A 16800-nucleotide genomic window follows, 5' to 3' on the forward strand; every position below is an offset into this window, starting at 1 on the left:
GTGGAAGTGTTTTTTCATTATATTTCCTGATCCTTCTTTTCCATGATTTCATTATAGGATTCCAGATAGACCTTTTCCGAATCGGATGCCCTTTCCATTGAATTCATGGCCCTGTGCCAGAATGGGTAAATGGCGTCAGGAGCGGTCAAGTCGTGGATCTGACGGGCTTCCTCCCCGGTGAGTTTCAGGTTGTAGGACGCAACATTTTCGCGCCACTGCTCCATATTGCGTGCACCGATGATGACGGAGTCGACATTCGGCCTCTCCCGGACCCATGCGAGCACGACCTGGGGCACAGTGGCGCCGTGACTTGCCGCAATATCCTTGAGCAGGTCGACGAGGTCGAATAACAGTGCCTTATCTTTGATGTAGGGCTCTGCCCATCCTTCACCCTGGCGCGTACCCGGCGGTGCTTTCTGGTCCCTCGAGATTTTGCCTGTAAGCAAACCTTCGCCGAGCGGCGACCAGATCGTATTGCCTATCCCGAGCTCATGGCCGGCCGGCAGCAGTTCGTATTCCGCTTCCCGTGCTTCCGGCGTATAGTAGAGCTGATGGGCCGCCGGAGGCACCAAACCGTTTTCTGCGGCGTACGTATGGGTTTTGCCCAGCTGCCAGCCGCTGTAGTTTGAAACGCCCCAGTGGCGGATCTTCCCTTTTCTGATCAGGTCGTTCATCGCCTGCACGGTTTCAGCGACGGGCACCTGGCCGTCCCATGTATGAACGTAATACAGATCGAGATAATCCGTGCCCAGTCTCTGAAGTGTCCTGTCGATCGATGCTTCGATGTTGATGCGTGTTGCCCCGACGTCGTTCGGGTTGTCGGAGAGCCGGAATCCCGTCTTGCTCGCGATCGTCATCTCCTGACGTTTATCCCGGACCGCCCTGCCGAGCACTTTTTCCGCATCTCCCGTGGCATACAGGTTTGCCGTGTCGAAATGGTTGATGCCCTGGTCGAGGGCGTAATCCACCATCTCATCCGCCGTCTCCTGTGACATGCCGCCCGCAGCTTCGAAGCCATTTGTGCCGCTGAACGGTATGGTGCCGAGGGCATATTTTGAAACATTCAGCCCCGAGTCACCCAGTAATGTATAATCCATCTTTCATCCCTCCATTACATGGGTTTTTCCCGCAGCACCGGAGTTCTAAACCGTGATATGGCCGAGTGCCTGATCAAGATCCTCTTTTAGATCCTCCACATGTTCAAGTCCGACTGAGAGGCGCAGCAGGTTATCCGGTGCCTTCGTCAATTCTTTCTCGACCGAGGCCCGGTGCTCAATGTAAGTGTGCGTACCGCCGAGGCTCGTCGCCTGTGTGATGAGGCCGACGGTGTTCGCCACCTTCAAAGCCTCCGCGGCGCCACCCTTCACCTGGAAGGACAGCAGGCCGCCGAAGCCGCTCATCTGACGGGCGGCGATTTCATGTCCCGGGTGATTTTTGAGCCCCGGATAATAAACTTCTTCAACTTTCTCATGGGTTGCGAGAAAGTCTGCGATTGCTGCGGCACTCGTGCACTGCATATTAAGTCTTGCAGATAACGACTGCACACCGCGGAGCGCAAGCCAGCAGTCGAATGATGACGGTACCGCCCCTTTCGCATGCTGGGCAGTCCGGAGGTTTTTAAGCATCTCACTGTCCTCTTTCGCTATGACCGCACCGAGCAGCAGGTCACTGTGGCCGCCGATGTACTTGGTCACGGAATGGAGTGAGAAGTCCACACCGAGGGAAAGCGGCTGCTGGAGCATCGGTGTCGCGGCGGTATTGTCGATCACCGAATAGGCGCCGGCAGCCTTTGCGATTCCGGCCACGGCTTCTATATCGATGATTTTGATCTGCGGGTTTGACGGGGATTCCATCCAGATGAGGCCCGTCTCTGCGCTTTCAACCGTATTCTTCACTTCATCAAGGTTTGTCATGTCGACCGTGACGATATCATATCTTCTGCCGATATCCGTCTCCATCAGCAATGTGCGGACACCGAAATACATATCGTCCGCCATGACGATCCGTTTCGGCTGATCTTCAGGCAATGCCTCGATCACCGATGTTATGGCCGCCATGCCTGAAGCATAAGTCACACAGTCATGCCCATTTTCAAGTTCAGTCAGGCACTGTTCCAGTGAACGGCGGTTCGGGTTGTCCCCCCTCGAGTACATGAATCCATCGGTATATGAACCGTCTTCCGACCGCTCATATGTCGTCGAGAGGTGGATTGGTGTGGTCACAGCCCCCGTGACCGGGTCAATTCCGCGTCCGGCGTGGACGGCTTTCGTTTCAAAACGCATAAATATCCCTCATTTTTCATAATATAAAACCATTATATATTTTATTGACAGAGTAATCATTAAATTCAATAAAAAGAGCCCTGAAAAGGCCCTTTTGCGTTCCCTAAAAATCATCAGCCGGTCAAATATTGAAGACCATCCCGGCCTCCGCCAGCCTGATATCCTTGCCTCCCTGCTGGACGGCGCTGTCGAGCAGTGCTTCCAGCGCCCCCCGGTGCGGCAGGTTCGTCAGCACGGTGAGGGCCGCGTCGGTCTTTTCCGCAAGCCGGCCCGCCTCCGCTGCGTTCATGTGCCCGTCGGTCCGTGCATCAAATCCTTCGTAATAGCTGCAGTCGGTGAAGAGCAGGTCGGCACCGAATGCAAAACGTACAAGACCCGAATTATAGCTCGAGTCTGAAGTGTAGACGAAGACCGCCCCTGTATCATCCGTCACTTTGACCGCATAAGTTTCCACTGGGTGTGCATTGCGGTGGAACTCGAACTTCAGCGGCCCGATCTGGAATTTGCTGTCGGGTTTGATCGGATGGAATTTGCTGTGCCTTGCACGCCTCATCAGCCTGACCGGATCCCCGGCCCCCGGCCCGTACAGGTTGAGGTGCCTCTTGCGGTGCTTGAAGCGCCTTGCCAGCCGTCGCGCCTGCATGAAAGCTTCCAGGTCCCCTGCGTGGTCATAGTGGTAATGTGTCAGGATGAGATGGTGAAGGTCATGAATACTGATATAGTCCTGGACATGGGCCGCAACACCGCTGCCGGCATCAATCAGCACGGTGACCTCATCTTTTTGGACCAGATAGCCTGAAGATGGCTCATTATTTTTAGGGAAGCTGCTCCACATGCCTACAATAGTGACTTTCATGATTTCACCCCCGGAGCCATTTCTTATCTATACCCCCATGAATGTTTAAACAAGCGGATGAATGCATAATTATATATGTGCATTTAAAAAAATCCCCCTGCAGATGATGTGCAGGGGGTCATGATTCAGTTTTAAGATTTTTATTTATCCGACCGGTCGTTCTTCATCTTATCGATCAGTTTCTGCATTTCTTCGATGTAATCTTCGCGGGACGGTTCCTCATCATATTCCCTGATTTCAGGCGCGTCCTCATCCGGCTCTCTATAGTCGTACTCATCTGCCGGATTTTCCTGCTGTTCTTCTTTACGCTTATTCTCATCGATTTCCTTCTGGGTGATGACCTGCCCGTCCGGCGTCACATACTTTTTATGCATGTTCCGGGTTTCCTTATCGATGTAGCTGTAGAAGACTGGTATGACGAAGAGTGTGAAGATCGTGCTGCTCACAAGGCCGCCGATCACGACCGTACCCATCGGTGCAATCATGTCCCCGCCTTCCCCGAGGCCGAGTGCAAGCGGGAGCATGCCGAGTGCCGTGGTGAGTGCGGTGATGACGATCGGCCTGAAGCGGTGCTGCACACTCAGTTCAAGAGCTTCCAGCGTACCCATGCCTTTTTCCTTCTGCTGGTTGGTGTAATCCACAAGCAGTATCGAGTTGTTGACCACGATGCCGAGCAGCAGGATGATACCGACGAAAGCGACGACACTCAATGGACTGTTCGTGATGAACAGTGCAGCCATCACACCGATGATGCTGAGCGGCATGGCGATGATGACGATGAACGGGTGCCTGAATGATTCAAACTGCGCCACCATCACAAGGTATATGAATATGATCCCAAGGATCAGGGCGAGAAGCATCTGCGGCATGGCATCCATGAGCATTTCGAGATCCCCGCCGATCGAGTGGGAGGTTTCATCACTGAAGTCCGCACCGGCGATGATGTCTTCGACATGACTGCCGGCCTGGTCGAGTGACATGGATGAAGAATAACTCACCAGCAGTTCACTTGTCTGCTCACCTTCATTACGGTTGATGACCGGAAGGATTTCCGCTTCTTCAAAATCTGCCACTTCGCTGATCGCGATGTATTCTCCTTCACTGTTCGGTATTTCAATGTCCTCGAAATTTTCAAGGCTTTCATGGAATTCTGCGGGATACTTCACATTGATGGACAGGTAATCCCCGCCCGTTTCGACAGTGGAAGCAAGGACGCCGTTTGATGCATCGTAAAGGGCAGAGCCGATTTCAGCGGGCTGAAGGCCGTTCTCCCTTGCCGCCTGCCTGTCGACTGCGACCTGCATCTCTTCGACCATATCTTCGCGGCTGGAGGAGACACTGTCTATATCTGCATCGTCTTCCAATTCAGTGATGATGGTCTCTTCCGATTCAACGAGGCGATCGGGATTGTCGTCTGCAATATTGAGCGTCAATGTGTTCGGTTCGGAACCCATCCCTGTCTGGGACATCGGGCTTACATTGATTTCAGCCGACTCATCCAGAGCCTCGATGTCGTCCTCGATGCTGTCGACGAATTCATTTGTCGTGATGCTGCGGTCCCCTGCACTGACGAGTGTTGCAGTGATCATGGCTCTGTGCGGTTCTTCAGTCATGGACATCATCTGCTGGGAGCCGACATTGCTCAGGTAAATATCCACCTCATCGTGGCCTGCGAGTTCCTCCTCGATATCTTCAACGAGTTCGAGGGTTTCGGAGTAGATCGTCCCCTGCTCTTTTTCGACTTCGATGGTCAAAGCACCTTCATCGCTCTCGGGCATCAATGTGAGCCCTTTGACATATATGCCGGCGATTCCGATGACGAGGAGCAGTGCAGTGACGAGCAAAACGATCAGGCGGTGCCTGAGCGTCCAGCGTGAGAGTCTCCCGAGTAATTTCATATAAGGTCTTTCGCTTCTTGCTTTTTCCAGATTTTCCTTCGGTGCAGTCAGCACACGGCTTGCGATCATCGGCACGACGGTCAGTGCGACGAAGAGCGATGCGAATAAACTGAACACCACCGTGATGGCGAGCGGGGTGAACAACTGCCCGACCAGACCGGTGACGAACACGACGGGAACGAATACGGCACCTGTAGTGAGGGTCGCTGCAGTGATTGCGGTTGCGACCTCTTTCGTCCCGTCACCCGCAGCCTTCCTTGGTGACTTGCCCATCGACAGATGGCGGTATATGTTCTCAATGACGACGACCGAGTTGTCGATGAGCAGTCCGATGCCGAGGGCGAGGCCCCCGAGCGTCATGAGGTTGATGCTGATATCGGTAAAGAACAAGAGTGCAAATGTCGTGATCACTGAAAACGGGATGGCCAGACCGATGATCAGAGGTGCCTTCAGGTTCCTCAGGAAAGCGAACAGGACGGCCATCGCGAGCACCGCCCCGAGGATCAGGGAGGTGAAGACGCTGTTGATCGCGATGTCTATGAATTCACCTTCATCATATAAGGTCTCGACTCTCAGATTGCTGAATTCATCTTCGGCGAGCTTTTCATCCAGAATATCATTGAATTCATTATTCACACTCGATGCGTTCGCATCGGAGGAAAGCATCACATCGACGGATAAGGCATCTTCCTGGTTCAGCCTTGTGATGATGTTGTTGTCCTCCTCACCGATGGAGACATCAGCGACATCGGAAACAGCAAGTGACTCCCCGTCCGGCAGGTCGGTGATGACGAGCGCCTCGAGTTCTTCGACCCCGTCGATATTGCTGACCGTCCGGGTGGAGATCGCCTGACCTTCTTCCTCATCTATGATTGTGGTGTTGGGTATCGTGACATTATTGGCTTCGATGATCCCGGCGATATCGTTTTGCGAAAGGCCGAATTCAGAAAGTGCGTCAATATCGAGGTTCACCTGGACTTCTTCAGTGACCGAGCCGTTCTCTGTAATGGATGCGACGCCTTCTATATTTTCCAGTTCGGAAATGAGATCTTCGACCTGGTCCTGGTAGTCGACGACGTCTTCACCGGCCGAGGTCACTGCCATCTGGATGCTCGGCAGCATGGAGATGTCGAATTCGAGGAACACCGGATCCCCGGCCTGCTCCGGAAGGTCGACCCCGTCAAGTGCACGGGTGATGTCACTTTCGACTTCATCGATGGTCATGTCATAACCGAATTCCATGATGATGACGGAGGAATTTTCCTGCGACTGTGATGATATGTTCGTGAGTCCGCTGAGGGATGAAAGCTCCGATTCGATCGGCACGGTGACATCATCCATCACTTCTTCAGGCCCTGCGCCCTGGTATGTAGTCGCGACAGCCGCAACTGGCGGATTGATGTTCGGCATGAGCTGCAGCGGGAGCTGTGTGAACGAGACGGCCCCGATCAGCAGAAGGATGATCATGACGACGATTGTAAATTTAGGACGTTTTATGGAAAAATCCGATAGTTTCAAACTGTTTTCTCTCCTTGAATAAATACAGTAGTTTATTTTAAGTGTAACCCGACAACGTGTTGTACAATGTTAAATGATAAATGTAATGAGAGAATCTTTCAATAAACAATATTCGGGATAATGTCGGAAGGAGCAGAGTTATGTCCAAAATGAGTCAGACTGAAGTGACAAGGAGCAATCTGATGGAAGCGTTCTGGGAGCTGTATAAAGAAAAACCACTCGCCAAAATGACGGTGAGGGAGATCACGGACAGGGCCGGTTACAACCGGGGGACGTTCTATGCCTACTTCGCCGATGTCTACGAAATCCAAAAAGTATTCAAAAAGTCGCTGATTCCTGAAAAGGATATGATCATCGGGCATCTGAGGCACCTTGATAAAGATGATGCAGGGGTGTTTGAATCCTTTGATAAGACGAATGCGTATATAAGGGCAAACTGGGAGAAGATTGCGGTGATGATCGGGCCGGAAGGTGACCCGAGTTTCGTGTACGAGTTCAGGAGTGAGATCAGGAAAATCATAATGGGTTATGTCGAAGAAATCGGCATCAGGGAACCGGAGAAGTTCGAGTACATCATCGAGTATCAGATATCGGCCCATATCAGTGTCTTCCAGCTGTGGATCGAAAGATGCGGCGAGCCGGATGAGAAGAAATTGGCCGCGATGATGGAGGAAGTATCGAATAAAGGTGCAAAGACATTGATGGCAGCCATGCTGAATGACAGGACGTAAAAAAACCGCCCCCTTATCGGGGACGGCCGGTCCTGTTTACCGTGACTGCTGTCTGCTGCGGACTCTTGGGAGGGGATAGAAGCCGTCATGAAGCTGCTCCCACAACCTTTCAGGCAGCTCGTATCTGTCTTCCCGCTCCGGATCGAACATATTATTGACTGTGCTTTCCCGGCCGGCCTGGATTTTGCCGACGAAGTTATGATCGAGCAGCAGTGCCCTGCCGAGGCCGATCAGTTCAATATTGCCGCCCTCGATGGCATCAAGCGCCTGATCGGCTGTAAAGACCGAACCGATGCCGATCAGCGGCATGCGGCCGCCGATCCATTCATGGAGCAGTGCGATGCGCTCTGTCCCCGCGTATTTTCCTGTGCGTGTCTTCGAATGCACTTCACCGAGGGATGCATGCAGGTAATCCAGCGGTTTTTCAATCAGTTTTTCAATGAGTATCTTTGTGATTTCCATATCGATGCCCGGCGTCTCGGCTTCTTCGGGTGAAAACCTGTACCCGATGATGAAATCTTCACCGGCATGTTCCGCTTTTGCCTTCAGCACCTCATCGGTCACCGCCAGTGCAAATGAATAGCGATTTTCCCCCCACTTGTCCGTACGCCTGTTGAAATGGGGAGAGACGAACTGATGGATGATATAACGGTTGGCACCGTGGATCTCGACGCCGTCAAAACCTGCTTCAATCGCCCTCCGCGTCGCTTCGCCGAAAGCTTTGATGGTTTCGACGATTTCATCCTCCGTCATTTCACGCGAATGATGCGGCTCCGTTTCATCGAAGCTCCGCGTCGTGATGGGGCTCGGCCCGGCGGAATCATAATCCGGCGTCAGCCTCGGCTGGGCCTGCACCCCGCCATGATGGATCTGCAGGATCGCTTTCGCCCCGTTTTTCTTCATCTCATCCGCCAGGTGCCTCAGACCTTCGATGTCCGAATCACGGACGACCGAGGGCTGTCCGGGGAAGGCTTTGCCGAGGTCCGTCACATTGGAAGCGGCTGAAATCGCCATTCCCACATCTTTGGACCGTTTACCCATATATTCAATTTCCTCGATCGAGGCAGTGCCGTCCTCATTCGAAGAAATGTGGGTCAGCGGAGCAAGGACAAATCTGTTTTTAAGTTCTGCACCGTTCGGCAGCCGCAGCGTTTTGAACAGTGGTTTGTATTTCTCGTCCATATATATTCTTCCTCCTCATTGGATTTCATTATGCGCATATGGTCATGCTACCAATAAATACCCGAACCCCGGTCAAATATTCAAAAAGCACCCCTTCCCCGGAAAGGGGTGAAGGAGTGCCGGTTGAAAATTCAATTTAAGATGCGGGTTCGAGTTCCTCAATGGATTCGATATCCATGTACTCAGGTACGACGATACCGTTTCTCGTATCGGTCGAGTTGGGGCCGAGGTCTTCAAAGTCCCCTTCATGCTCTTCATAGTGATGGCCCTGGGTCACAGGCAGCCATGGTGCGACTGTTGCATCAGCCTCACCGTTCGCGATGGCCTGGAAGACCACTGCCGGATCCACGTCGGTGACGGTCACGTCATAACCGATTTCCTCAAGCACCGTGCGCACGACCTGTGCGGATGCCACTTCGGATTCCCACGCCATTGAAACCAGTTCAAACGGCTCGCCGTCGACCGGTTCAATGTCTGCAACCCACTCGTCTACGGCATCCCGGTTGTTTTCCACCCAGTTTTCAGCGGCTTCCGGATAGGTGCTGTCTTCCCCGTCGTACATGACCTGCTCCATATCTTCAAGTTCCCAGTAGAAGCGGTCAAGCATCTGATATGCTTCTGGTTTATCCTCTTCAAGTCCAAGGCGGACGATCGTATGTACATCTTCTGCATCTCCCATTGCACCTTCAGGGTCTTCCAGATATTTCAAATCGAACTCCACGAATTTATAGTGGGGCGACCAGCCGGTGACCAGAATGGGTTCTTCATTGTCAATCGCTTCCCTCAGCACTGTCATCATGCCGCCGGTGGAACTCTCTTCCAATGTCCAGCCGTCGAGATTGTCATAAGTGTCCAAAGTGTTGTGCGCAAGCTCAGTCAGCCCTGCACCTGGTTCAATCCCATAAATCGTGTGATCCACGGCCTCGCTGACATCCGCCGCTCCGCCGCCTTCAGCGTCATTCTCAGCCTCGCCTTCCCCGCCGTTGCCGCAGGCTGCCAGAACCAACATCAAGGCAAAAGCTGTGAACAAACCGAAAATCCTGAAATTTTTAATGATGAATCCCTCCATTATTTTTAGAAAATATAAAAATTTTCACATAATGTTAAGCGTATCACACAGGGTATTACTGTCAAGTCCGGGAAATTCACCCAAACCGCACAACTGTGCAGTCCAGAATTGCTCCATAATTCCATATTCAGTCTGCATATTAATCTCTCCTGTGTGGTAAAATGAAAACATCTTTATGTTTTTGGAATACCATCTATAACATGGAAAGCGGTGGATTGCATGGCAAAGAAAGATTATAAAATGCTTGCGGAAAATATCATTGACCTTGTCGGCGGCCCGGAAAACATTGAGAGCGTCATTCATTGTGTGACACGTCTGCGATTTTATTTGAAGGATAAATCAAAGGCGGACACTGAAGAGATCAAGGATCTGGACGGCGTCATGGGTGTCGCCGAAGGGAGCGGCCAGTACCAGGTGGTCGTAGGTCCGGCGGTTGATGATATTTATAAAGAAGTGACTGCCCTGCTGCCTGCATCGGGTGAAGGCGGCCCGGAGAAAGGCGCGGAATTCGATGCTTCGGATCCGGACACCTTCTATGGCCGGGTCAAGAACAATTTCAATAAATTCATCGGCCTGATCACGGCTTCGGTCATGCCGATCATCAACATCCTCGCTGCAGCAGGGATCATCAAAGGACTCCTTGCGGTGATGACAAGCTTTAATCTGGTCACCGATACAGGCAACGCCTACCTGATCATCAATGCGATGGCGGATGCCGTGTTCTACTTCCTGCCGGTGCTGGTCGGTTTCAATGCCGCAAAAAGGCTCGGCGGCAATCCGCTGCTCACAGCCGTCATCGGCGGGGTGATCATTCATCCGTCCATACTGGAAGCGGCGAATGCCGAAGCGAGCATATTTTCACTCGGCACATTCAACTTCCCGTTCATCGCCTATACATATTCGATCTTCCCGATGATCCTTGCCGCATGGTTGATCAAGAAGCTTGAGGACTGGCTGAAGACATGGGTGTCGTCCTATATACAGGCGATCTTCATACCGATCGTCGTCATCGGCGTGGTCTCATCCATCACCCTCATCATCACGGGTCCGGTGTTGGTCGGCCTGTCATCCGGACTTGCGGACGGCCTTGAAACGATGCTGAATGCCAACGCACCGATCTTCGGCTTCATAATCAATGCGTTTTACCAGGTATTGGTCATCTTCGGCCTCCATTGGGGCATCATACCGGTTTACGTCAACGACTTTGCGACACTCGGATACAGTTACTTATCCGCCATCGTCAGCATGACCATCGTCGGCCAGGCGGGTGCGGCACTTGCTGTGGCGGTCAAATCGAAAAAGGCGGAAATCAAGGAAATCGGCTATGCCGGTGCTTTTTCAGCATTTTGCGGCATCACTGAACCTGCCATCTACGGCATCAACCTCAGGTTCAGGCGGCCGTTCATCTGCGCAAGCCTTGCGAGTGCCATCGGCGGGCTCCTGACCGGCCTGTTCGGCATCAACATGTGGAGCATCATCGGCTCGATCATTGGCCTGCCGTCCTACATCGATCCCGAACAGGGCATCACGGCAAACTTCTGGTATGCTGTGTTCGTCACATTCATGACCCTGTTCCTGGCATTCATCTTCACATATATCTGGGGATACAATGACAGTATGGTGATGGAGAAAAAGCGTGAAAAACCGAAGAATCCGGCGAAGATGGATTTTTCAAAGAAATAAAAACCAGCCCCGCGGCTGGTTTTTTTATCGGTCATGTCAGCTGTGACTTGAACATGTTGTCGTAGCGCGCCAGTGTGAACGCGGCATAAAATGATACAAGGGGTTTTTCGACAAGCTGTTCCTTCCATGCCTTCTCGAATGCATTATCGATGTTATAGTCCAGCACGGTGCCGTAGTATGTGGCATCATAGATTTTGCTCAAAATATGCGGGTTGTCATTGATGAGTACGGTCATCACCGTTTGGAAGGTCTCATTGAAATCCCCTGCATTCTTTTCGATCAGCTGGAGGAACGGCTCGATGCTTTTGGTGAACTCGATGATTTTATCCCTGATTTCGAGATTGAGCTTCTCAAGGTCTTCAGGCAGCTCGAGTTCGTGGAAATCCATGTCGCTCTGATTCAGGGTGAATTTGCCGAGCACTTCGTGCTCCATCGGGTAGTAGGGTTTATCGCCGTCCGTGAACACACCGTGTGTGCTCTGCATCAAAGACAGTTTCAGCAGATCGACTTTGATGAATGTGCGGCACAGCTCGACTGCGGAAAGATGGTTGAACCCCTCTTCCTTATAAGTCTCCTGGATTTTTTTGAAATGCGCCGCTTCTCCATCCATCATCCCGGGCAGATATCTTGAGCGCACCGTGAAACTTCTATAATCTTCAGCTTTAAGCAGATCCTCTTTCGTTTTCTTGTAGCTTTGCATTGAAATACCCATCCTTTTTAAGTCTTTGAAAGTATTTTAACATATCTCCAGGAGCTGGATGGCGCTCTGCTGCACAATCTGTGTATAATTGACACATTATTTGGCAAAGTATCAATATTCCGTGTAATGCGGATTGAGAGGGTTAATTTATTTATCTTAATGCATTTTAAAGGGGGAGTGTATATAATTAATTTTAGGTTAAGATTGTAAAAAATATATGAAGTCAGTTATAGATAGCAGTAAGCTCAAAGTATCAAAGTGGAGGAATGAAAATGGAACTCAGTCCGATGGAAGTACTATTCATGTTTTTGGGTGGACTTGGTATATTTCTATACGGTATTAAAAGCATGGGTGATGGGCTTCAGGCTGCGGCGGGGGACCGGCTGCGGGAAATACTGAACCGCATGACGACAAACCCTTTCCTTGGAATTTTGGCGGGGATACTCATCACTGCATTGATTCAAAGCAGCTCCGGAACGACCGCGATCACGATCGGTCTGGTATCTGCAGGTTTCATGACGTTAAGACAGGCGATCGGCGTCATCATGGGGGCGAATATCGGCACCACCATCACAGCTTTTGTGATCGGGCTCGATATCGGTGCCTATTCACTGCCCATACTGGCATTCGGCGTCATACTGCTGTTTTTCTTTAAAACGCCCAAGATCAACAATTACGGGCGCATCATCTTCGGATTCGGTGCCCTGTTCTATGGTCTGGAATTGATGGGTGACGGTGTCAGGCCGCTTGCGGATCTGCAGGGCTTCTCAGACCTCATGCTGATGCTGTCTGAAAATCCATTGCTCGGCTTTGCGGTGGGTACGGTGCTTACGGTCATCGTGCAGAGTTCAAGTGCGACCATCGCGATTTTACAGAACTTTTATATGAATGATCTCGTGGATCTGACCGCGGCCATTCCGATCCTTCTCGGGGACAACGTCGGTACGACGATCACAGCGGTGCTTGCGGCACTCGTCGGCACCATAGCGGCAAGGCGTGCAGCGGCGGTCCATGTCGTCTTCAACCTGTTCGGTGCGATCATCTTCATGCTCATCCTGCCTTTCTTCACCATGTTCGTGGGATATCTGGAGACGGCGCTCGACTTGAACGGCCGCATGACCATCGCATTCGCACACGGTTCATACAACCTGGCGAACACTTTGATACATCTGCCGCTGATCGGTTTCCTAGCATGGGTCGTGACGAAGCTTGTACCGGGTAAGGACTACGCGGAGGATTATCAGCCTGTCCATCTGGACAAATCACTGATGAAGCAGTCCCCGTCGATTGCACTGCAGGGCACCCAGAAGGAAATTCAGAATCTCGGCCAGCTGACACTCAGCATGCTTGAAGATGCGAGGGATTTCACCCAGGAGAACGATGCGAAGATTGAAAAGCGCATACGTGAAAAGGCAGGCGTAGTGGATGGACTGAATGAAAGCATCAGGAAATATCTGCAGGAGTTATCCAAGTATGATATTTCAAATGAGGATGCCATCAGGCAGACGACATTGCTGGAAATCAACCGGATGCTTTATAAAGTCAGCGAACAGATCGTTGAATTTACAGACCTGAATATCAAGAAATACAATAAGAACATCTATTTATCCGAATCCGCCCAGAAGGGACTGAATGATTTCATCAAGCATGTCGGCAAATCATTCAGGAAAGCTGTCAATGCCATCGATATATACAATCCTCAGGATGTCGAAATGATTCTGGACATGACCCAGAAATCGACGAACATAGAGAATAAGCTGAGGAAGCAGCATGTGAAGCGGATGAATAAAGGCATCTGTTCCACGGACGGCGGCCACCTGTATGTCGATCTGATCAGCACTTTGGAAAGGATCGGCTACAATACACGCAATATTACAGAGCTGAACCTCGGTGATGACGGTTCTGATACAGAACAAGAAGAAGAACAGATCGTTTTCGATCAGTAAGCCTGACAACCCGGTTTTGGAATGCAGATTCCAGGACCGGGATTTTTATTTTGAGCATGCCCATGAAGGGTTTTCCGGTTGTGTGATACAATCAGGATATTATTATAATGATGTGAGGAAATGTAAATGAATCAACTATTGGATGTATCTGATGTCAACAAGGTCAAGTTCACTGCGGTCTCTTTCATTGATGATATCGTCGGTCTCGGCGAGAAGAAGATTGCCATCAACATAGAGCATTTCAGCCGCCTGGATCTGAAGGATGACCGGGTGGAGCTCGTCATTGACCGGAAATCGCTCGCTGACTATATGGAGGAACGCAATGAAGTCCTCCTGGAACATGAAAACTATCCGGAGTTCGACCATGCCAACAGTATGCTCGTCATGCTGGAGTATGATTTCAACAGCATTGATAGGATCAAACTGTTCTATAAGGATGAAGGCAACTTGTCGGGTGAGTATGTCATCGACACTTCCGATGAGGAACTGGTCGATATGGAAAGCATGACTGAGGACGGGGAACTGGTCCTGAAGATCAGCTCCAAATGACCGTTAAAAAAGGATGAAGCAGCCGCTTCATCCTTTTTTCTATCCTTAAACCCTGGTTTTCTGTGCATATCTGTTCTCTTTGAATTTCAGGCCGAGCTCCCCGCGCAATGTATCACTTGCGTAAGAGGTGTCATAATAGCCTTTTTCCACGAGGTGCGGTATCACTTCATCCAGGAAATCATTGTATAATTCACCGAGCACATGAGGTGTCAGCACGAAGCCGTCGGCGGCACCCTCATCGATCCATGTGATGATCGTCTCCGCCACTTCTTCATAAGTCCCCATGAACGGTGTCTCACGTGTCGTTTCCTGGAGGGCGGTTTCCCGGAGTGTGAGGTTTTCTTCCTTCGCCCTTCTTTTGATTTCGTCGGTGGTCGACTGGAAACTGTTTTTGCCGACATCCCCAAGTTCCGGGAAAGGGGCATCCAGATCGTACTGCGTAAAGTCATGATGGTCGAAATAACGGCCGAGGTAAGCGAGTGCCTCCTCCACGGTCACGAGATTCTTTATCTCCTCATATCTTTCCCGGACTTCTTCACGGGACTTTCCGATGATCGGCGACAATACCGGGAAGACTTTGATTTCGTCTGCGCCCCTGCCCGCTTCGACTGCTTTTTGCTTCATGTCTTTGTATGCCTCTTTGGCCTGCTCCAGCGTACCGCCGTTGGTGAATACGGCATCCGCATGTTTTGCTGCAAACGCAGAACCTTTCTTCGAAGCGCCGGCCTGGAAAATGATCGGCTGCCCCTGCTCTGAACGGTCGATGTTGAGCGGGCCCTTCACCTGGAAGAACTCACCCTTATAGTTCAGTTCATGCATCTTCTCCTTATCGAAATACCGGTTGTTTTCGGCATCACGTACGAAGGCATCATCCTCCCATGAATCCCACAGGCCCTGGACGACTTCGATGTGTTCCTCGGCGATGTCATACCGTAGGCTGTGATCGGGATGTTTATCCTTGCTGAAGTTATCCGCGCTGCCTTCCAGCGGGGAAGTCACGACATTCCACCCTGCACGGCCCCCGCTGATCTTATCGATGGAAGCAAGCTGCCTTGCGATGGTGAAAGGCTCGCTGTATGAAGTGGAGATCGTGCCGACCAGACCGATCCTGCTGGTCATCGGGGCGAGTGCTGCGAGTATCGTCAGCGGCTCAAAACGGCTCAGGAAATGAGGTATGGATTTTTCATTGATGTAGAGGCCGTCGGCGACGAAGACGAAGGAGAATCCCGCATCTTCTGCTCGTTTCGTGACACTCAGGTAATGTTCGAAATTCGTGCTGGCATCGGACGGTACATCAGCACTGCGCCATGCGTTCATATGGCCGCCGGGCCCGTGGAGCATGACGCCGAACTGTACTTTTTTACTGGTCATATAATCCCTGCTTTCTCTCTGTTATGAATCGTATTGACAGGTGCCAGAGCTTCGATTGTACGGGTGCGGATGTCCGCGTCGGTGCTCGGCAGATGGAACATGAATTCATCGATATAATTATTTTCATTCAGTTTTGAGAGCTGCTTCAGCACCTCGCCGGCGCTGCCCATGATGATGTTCGGCTTTTTCTTTGTCACTTCTATCTCTTCATCGGAATTCCTGACAAAATTCTCCGCCTGGGCTTTTGTGATGACGCGGAGCGATCTGCCGTCCTTGAACGATAATTGATAGTATTCGTTTTCCCGGATGGCAGCCTGCCTGTCCGCTTCCTCCTCAATCACAAGGACCGATAATGCAACGATGAACCTGCCGCGCCTGACATTGTTTTTATAGTTCATGGCGGCTTCATCCAGAAGGTCCACGTCGTTATTGATGAAATGTGCAAACATATAATTGACGTTTTCTTCAGCTGCGAACAGCGCCGACTCTATACTGCCGCCAAGAAGGAATAACCCCGGGGGATTTGATGTGTCCGGTGAGATCTTCAATTCTTCTGCATCGGCATGTGTGCTGTTCAAATATTTTTTCAGTTCAATGAAACGGTCATTGAACGGGGCCCTGTCCTCTTTCAGTTCACACTGGAGCGCCTTTGTGGCAAGCGGCGTGCCGCCGGGCGCTTTGCCGATGCCGAGATCTACCCTGCCCGCTGCAAGGTGGTTGATCAGCTGGAACTGTTCTGCGACATGGAATGGATTATGGTGGGACAGCATGATGCCGCCTGCGCCGATATGTATTTTCCGGGTGTGTGCAGCAAGATGCGAAACGAGCACTTCCGGAGCCGTACCGATCAATGTGTCGAGGTTATGGTGTTCCGAGACGAAGAACCTTTTGTATCCCAGGTTTTCTGCAAGGACTGCAAGCTCGATCGTATTCTGCAGTGACTCCCCGACCGTGTGTCCTTTAAGGATCGGACTTTGGTTTAATATACTGAATTCCATATGAATCACCCTCACTT

The 16800-nt window shown here is 51.2% G+C and carries 13 protein-coding genes; 4 read left to right on the forward strand and 9 right to left on the reverse strand.

What is annotated here, in order from left to right; translation table 11 throughout:
* Positions 1 to 17: 17 nt before the first annotated feature.
* The 4 genes from CRN96_RS06750 to CRN96_RS06765 form a co-directional block, all read right to left on the reverse strand.
* Positions 18 to 1097: an aldo/keto reductase gene (locus CRN96_RS06750; protein WP_097040462.1), complete on the reverse strand. Its 1080-nt coding sequence runs from the start codon at positions 1095 to 1097 to the stop codon at positions 18 to 20.
* Between the two features lie 45 nt (positions 1098 to 1142).
* Positions 1143 to 2282 (reverse strand): trans-sulfuration enzyme family protein, encoded by a 1140-nt coding sequence (locus CRN96_RS06755; RefSeq protein ID WP_097040463.1) that lies wholly within the window; start codon positions 2280 to 2282, stop codon positions 1143 to 1145.
* A gap of 121 nt (positions 2283 to 2403) precedes the next feature.
* A complete protein-coding gene (locus CRN96_RS06760; RefSeq protein WP_097040465.1) occupies positions 2404 to 3138 on the reverse strand; it encodes an MBL fold metallo-hydrolase in 735 nt (244 codons plus the stop codon).
* Positions 3139 to 3278: 140 nt separating this feature from the next.
* Positions 3279 to 6554: an efflux RND transporter permease subunit gene (locus tag CRN96_RS06765; protein WP_097040467.1), complete on the reverse strand. Its 3276-nt coding sequence runs from the start codon at positions 6552 to 6554 to the stop codon at positions 3279 to 3281.
* Between the two features lie 140 nt (positions 6555 to 6694).
* Here CRN96_RS06765 and CRN96_RS06770 point away from each other — a divergent pair, with 140 nt between their 5' ends.
* A complete protein-coding gene (locus tag CRN96_RS06770; protein WP_097040469.1) occupies positions 6695 to 7285 on the forward strand; it encodes a TetR/AcrR family transcriptional regulator in 591 nt (196 codons plus the stop codon).
* 36 nt (positions 7286 to 7321) lie between these two features.
* Here CRN96_RS06770 and CRN96_RS06775 read toward each other — a convergent pair whose 3' ends face one another.
* Together CRN96_RS06775 and CRN96_RS06780 are read right to left on the reverse strand one after the other, a co-directional pair.
* On the reverse strand, positions 7322 to 8467 hold the full coding sequence (locus tag CRN96_RS06775; protein WP_097040471.1) for an NADH-dependent flavin oxidoreductase: 1146 nt from the start codon (positions 8465 to 8467) through the stop codon (positions 7322 to 7324).
* Between the two features lie 136 nt (positions 8468 to 8603).
* A complete protein-coding gene (locus tag CRN96_RS06780; protein WP_097040472.1) occupies positions 8604 to 9536 on the reverse strand; it encodes a glycine betaine ABC transporter substrate-binding protein in 933 nt (310 codons plus the stop codon).
* 219 nt (positions 9537 to 9755) lie between these two features.
* Between CRN96_RS06780 and CRN96_RS06785 the strand changes: the two genes are divergently transcribed.
* Positions 9756 to 11219, forward strand: coding sequence for a PTS transporter subunit EIIC (locus CRN96_RS06785; RefSeq protein ID WP_097040474.1), 1464 nt, complete (start codon positions 9756 to 9758; stop codon positions 11217 to 11219).
* Between the two features lie 31 nt (positions 11220 to 11250).
* Here CRN96_RS06785 and CRN96_RS06790 read toward each other — a convergent pair whose 3' ends face one another.
* Positions 11251 to 11919: a hypothetical protein gene (locus tag CRN96_RS06790; protein WP_097040476.1), complete on the reverse strand. Its 669-nt coding sequence runs from the start codon at positions 11917 to 11919 to the stop codon at positions 11251 to 11253.
* A gap of 272 nt (positions 11920 to 12191) precedes the next feature.
* Here CRN96_RS06790 and CRN96_RS06795 point away from each other — a divergent pair, with 272 nt between their 5' ends.
* Both CRN96_RS06795 and CRN96_RS06800 read left to right on the forward strand, forming a co-directional pair.
* On the forward strand, positions 12192 to 13865 hold the full coding sequence (locus CRN96_RS06795) for a Na/Pi cotransporter family protein (RefSeq protein ID WP_097040478.1): 1674 nt from the start codon (positions 12192 to 12194) through the stop codon (positions 13863 to 13865).
* Between the two features lie 126 nt (positions 13866 to 13991).
* Positions 13992 to 14414, forward strand: a complete 423-nt coding sequence (locus CRN96_RS06800; protein WP_097040479.1) for a hypothetical protein — start codon at positions 13992 to 13994, stop codon at positions 14412 to 14414.
* Positions 14415 to 14459: 45 nt separating this feature from the next.
* On the opposite strand, the gene CRN96_RS06805 is transcribed toward CRN96_RS06800, so the two are convergent.
* Both CRN96_RS06805 and CRN96_RS06810 read right to left on the reverse strand, forming a co-directional pair.
* Complete coding sequence (locus CRN96_RS06805; protein WP_097040481.1) at positions 14460 to 15785, reverse strand: LLM class flavin-dependent oxidoreductase; 1326 nt, start codon at positions 15783 to 15785, stop codon at positions 14460 to 14462.
* Complete coding sequence (locus CRN96_RS06810; RefSeq protein ID WP_097040483.1) at positions 15782 to 16783, reverse strand: MsnO8 family LLM class oxidoreductase; 1002 nt, start codon at positions 16781 to 16783, stop codon at positions 15782 to 15784. The genes CRN96_RS06805 and CRN96_RS06810 overlap by 4 nt, the downstream gene beginning before the upstream one ends.
* Positions 16784 to 16800 lie beyond the last annotated feature (17 nt).

It is taken from the genome of Salinicoccus kekensis (assembly GCF_900220995.1).
Taxonomy (GTDB): domain Bacteria; phylum Bacillota; class Bacilli; order Staphylococcales; family Salinicoccaceae; genus Lacicoccus; species Lacicoccus kekensis.

Bases quoted from the DNA above. Each gene is read 5' to 3' on its own strand.
- CRN96_RS06750 (WP_097040462.1), bottom strand. From the start codon at position 1,097: ATGGATTATACATTACTGGGTGACTCGGGGCTGAATGTTTCAAAATAT.
- CRN96_RS06755 (WP_097040463.1), bottom strand. From the start codon at position 2,282: ATGCGTTTTGAAACGAAAGCCGTCCACGCCGGACGCGGAATTGACCCG.
- CRN96_RS06760 (WP_097040465.1), bottom strand. From the start codon at position 3,138: ATGAAAGTCACTATTGTAGGCATGTGGAGCAGCTTCCCTAAAAATAAT.
- CRN96_RS06770 (WP_097040469.1), top strand. From the start codon at position 6,695: ATGTCCAAAATGAGTCAGACTGAAGTGACAAGGAGCAATCTGATGGAA.
- CRN96_RS06775 (WP_097040471.1), bottom strand. From the start codon at position 8,467: ATGGACGAGAAATACAAACCACTGTTCAAAACGCTGCGGCTGCCGAAC.
- CRN96_RS06780 (WP_097040472.1), bottom strand. From the start codon at position 9,536: ATGGAGGGATTCATCATTAAAAATTTCAGGATTTTCGGTTTGTTCACA.
- CRN96_RS06785 (WP_097040474.1), top strand. From the start codon at position 9,756: ATGGCAAAGAAAGATTATAAAATGCTTGCGGAAAATATCATTGACCTT.
- CRN96_RS06790 (WP_097040476.1), bottom strand. From the start codon at position 11,919: ATGCAAAGCTACAAGAAAACGAAAGAGGATCTGCTTAAAGCTGAAGAT.
- CRN96_RS06795 (WP_097040478.1), top strand. From the start codon at position 12,192: ATGGAACTCAGTCCGATGGAAGTACTATTCATGTTTTTGGGTGGACTT.
- CRN96_RS06800 (WP_097040479.1), top strand. From the start codon at position 13,992: ATGAATCAACTATTGGATGTATCTGATGTCAACAAGGTCAAGTTCACT.
- CRN96_RS06805 (WP_097040481.1), bottom strand. From the start codon at position 15,785: ATGACCAGTAAAAAAGTACAGTTCGGCGTCATGCTCCACGGGCCCGGC.
- CRN96_RS06810 (WP_097040483.1), bottom strand. From the start codon at position 16,783: ATGGAATTCAGTATATTAAACCAAAGTCCGATCCTTAAAGGACACACG.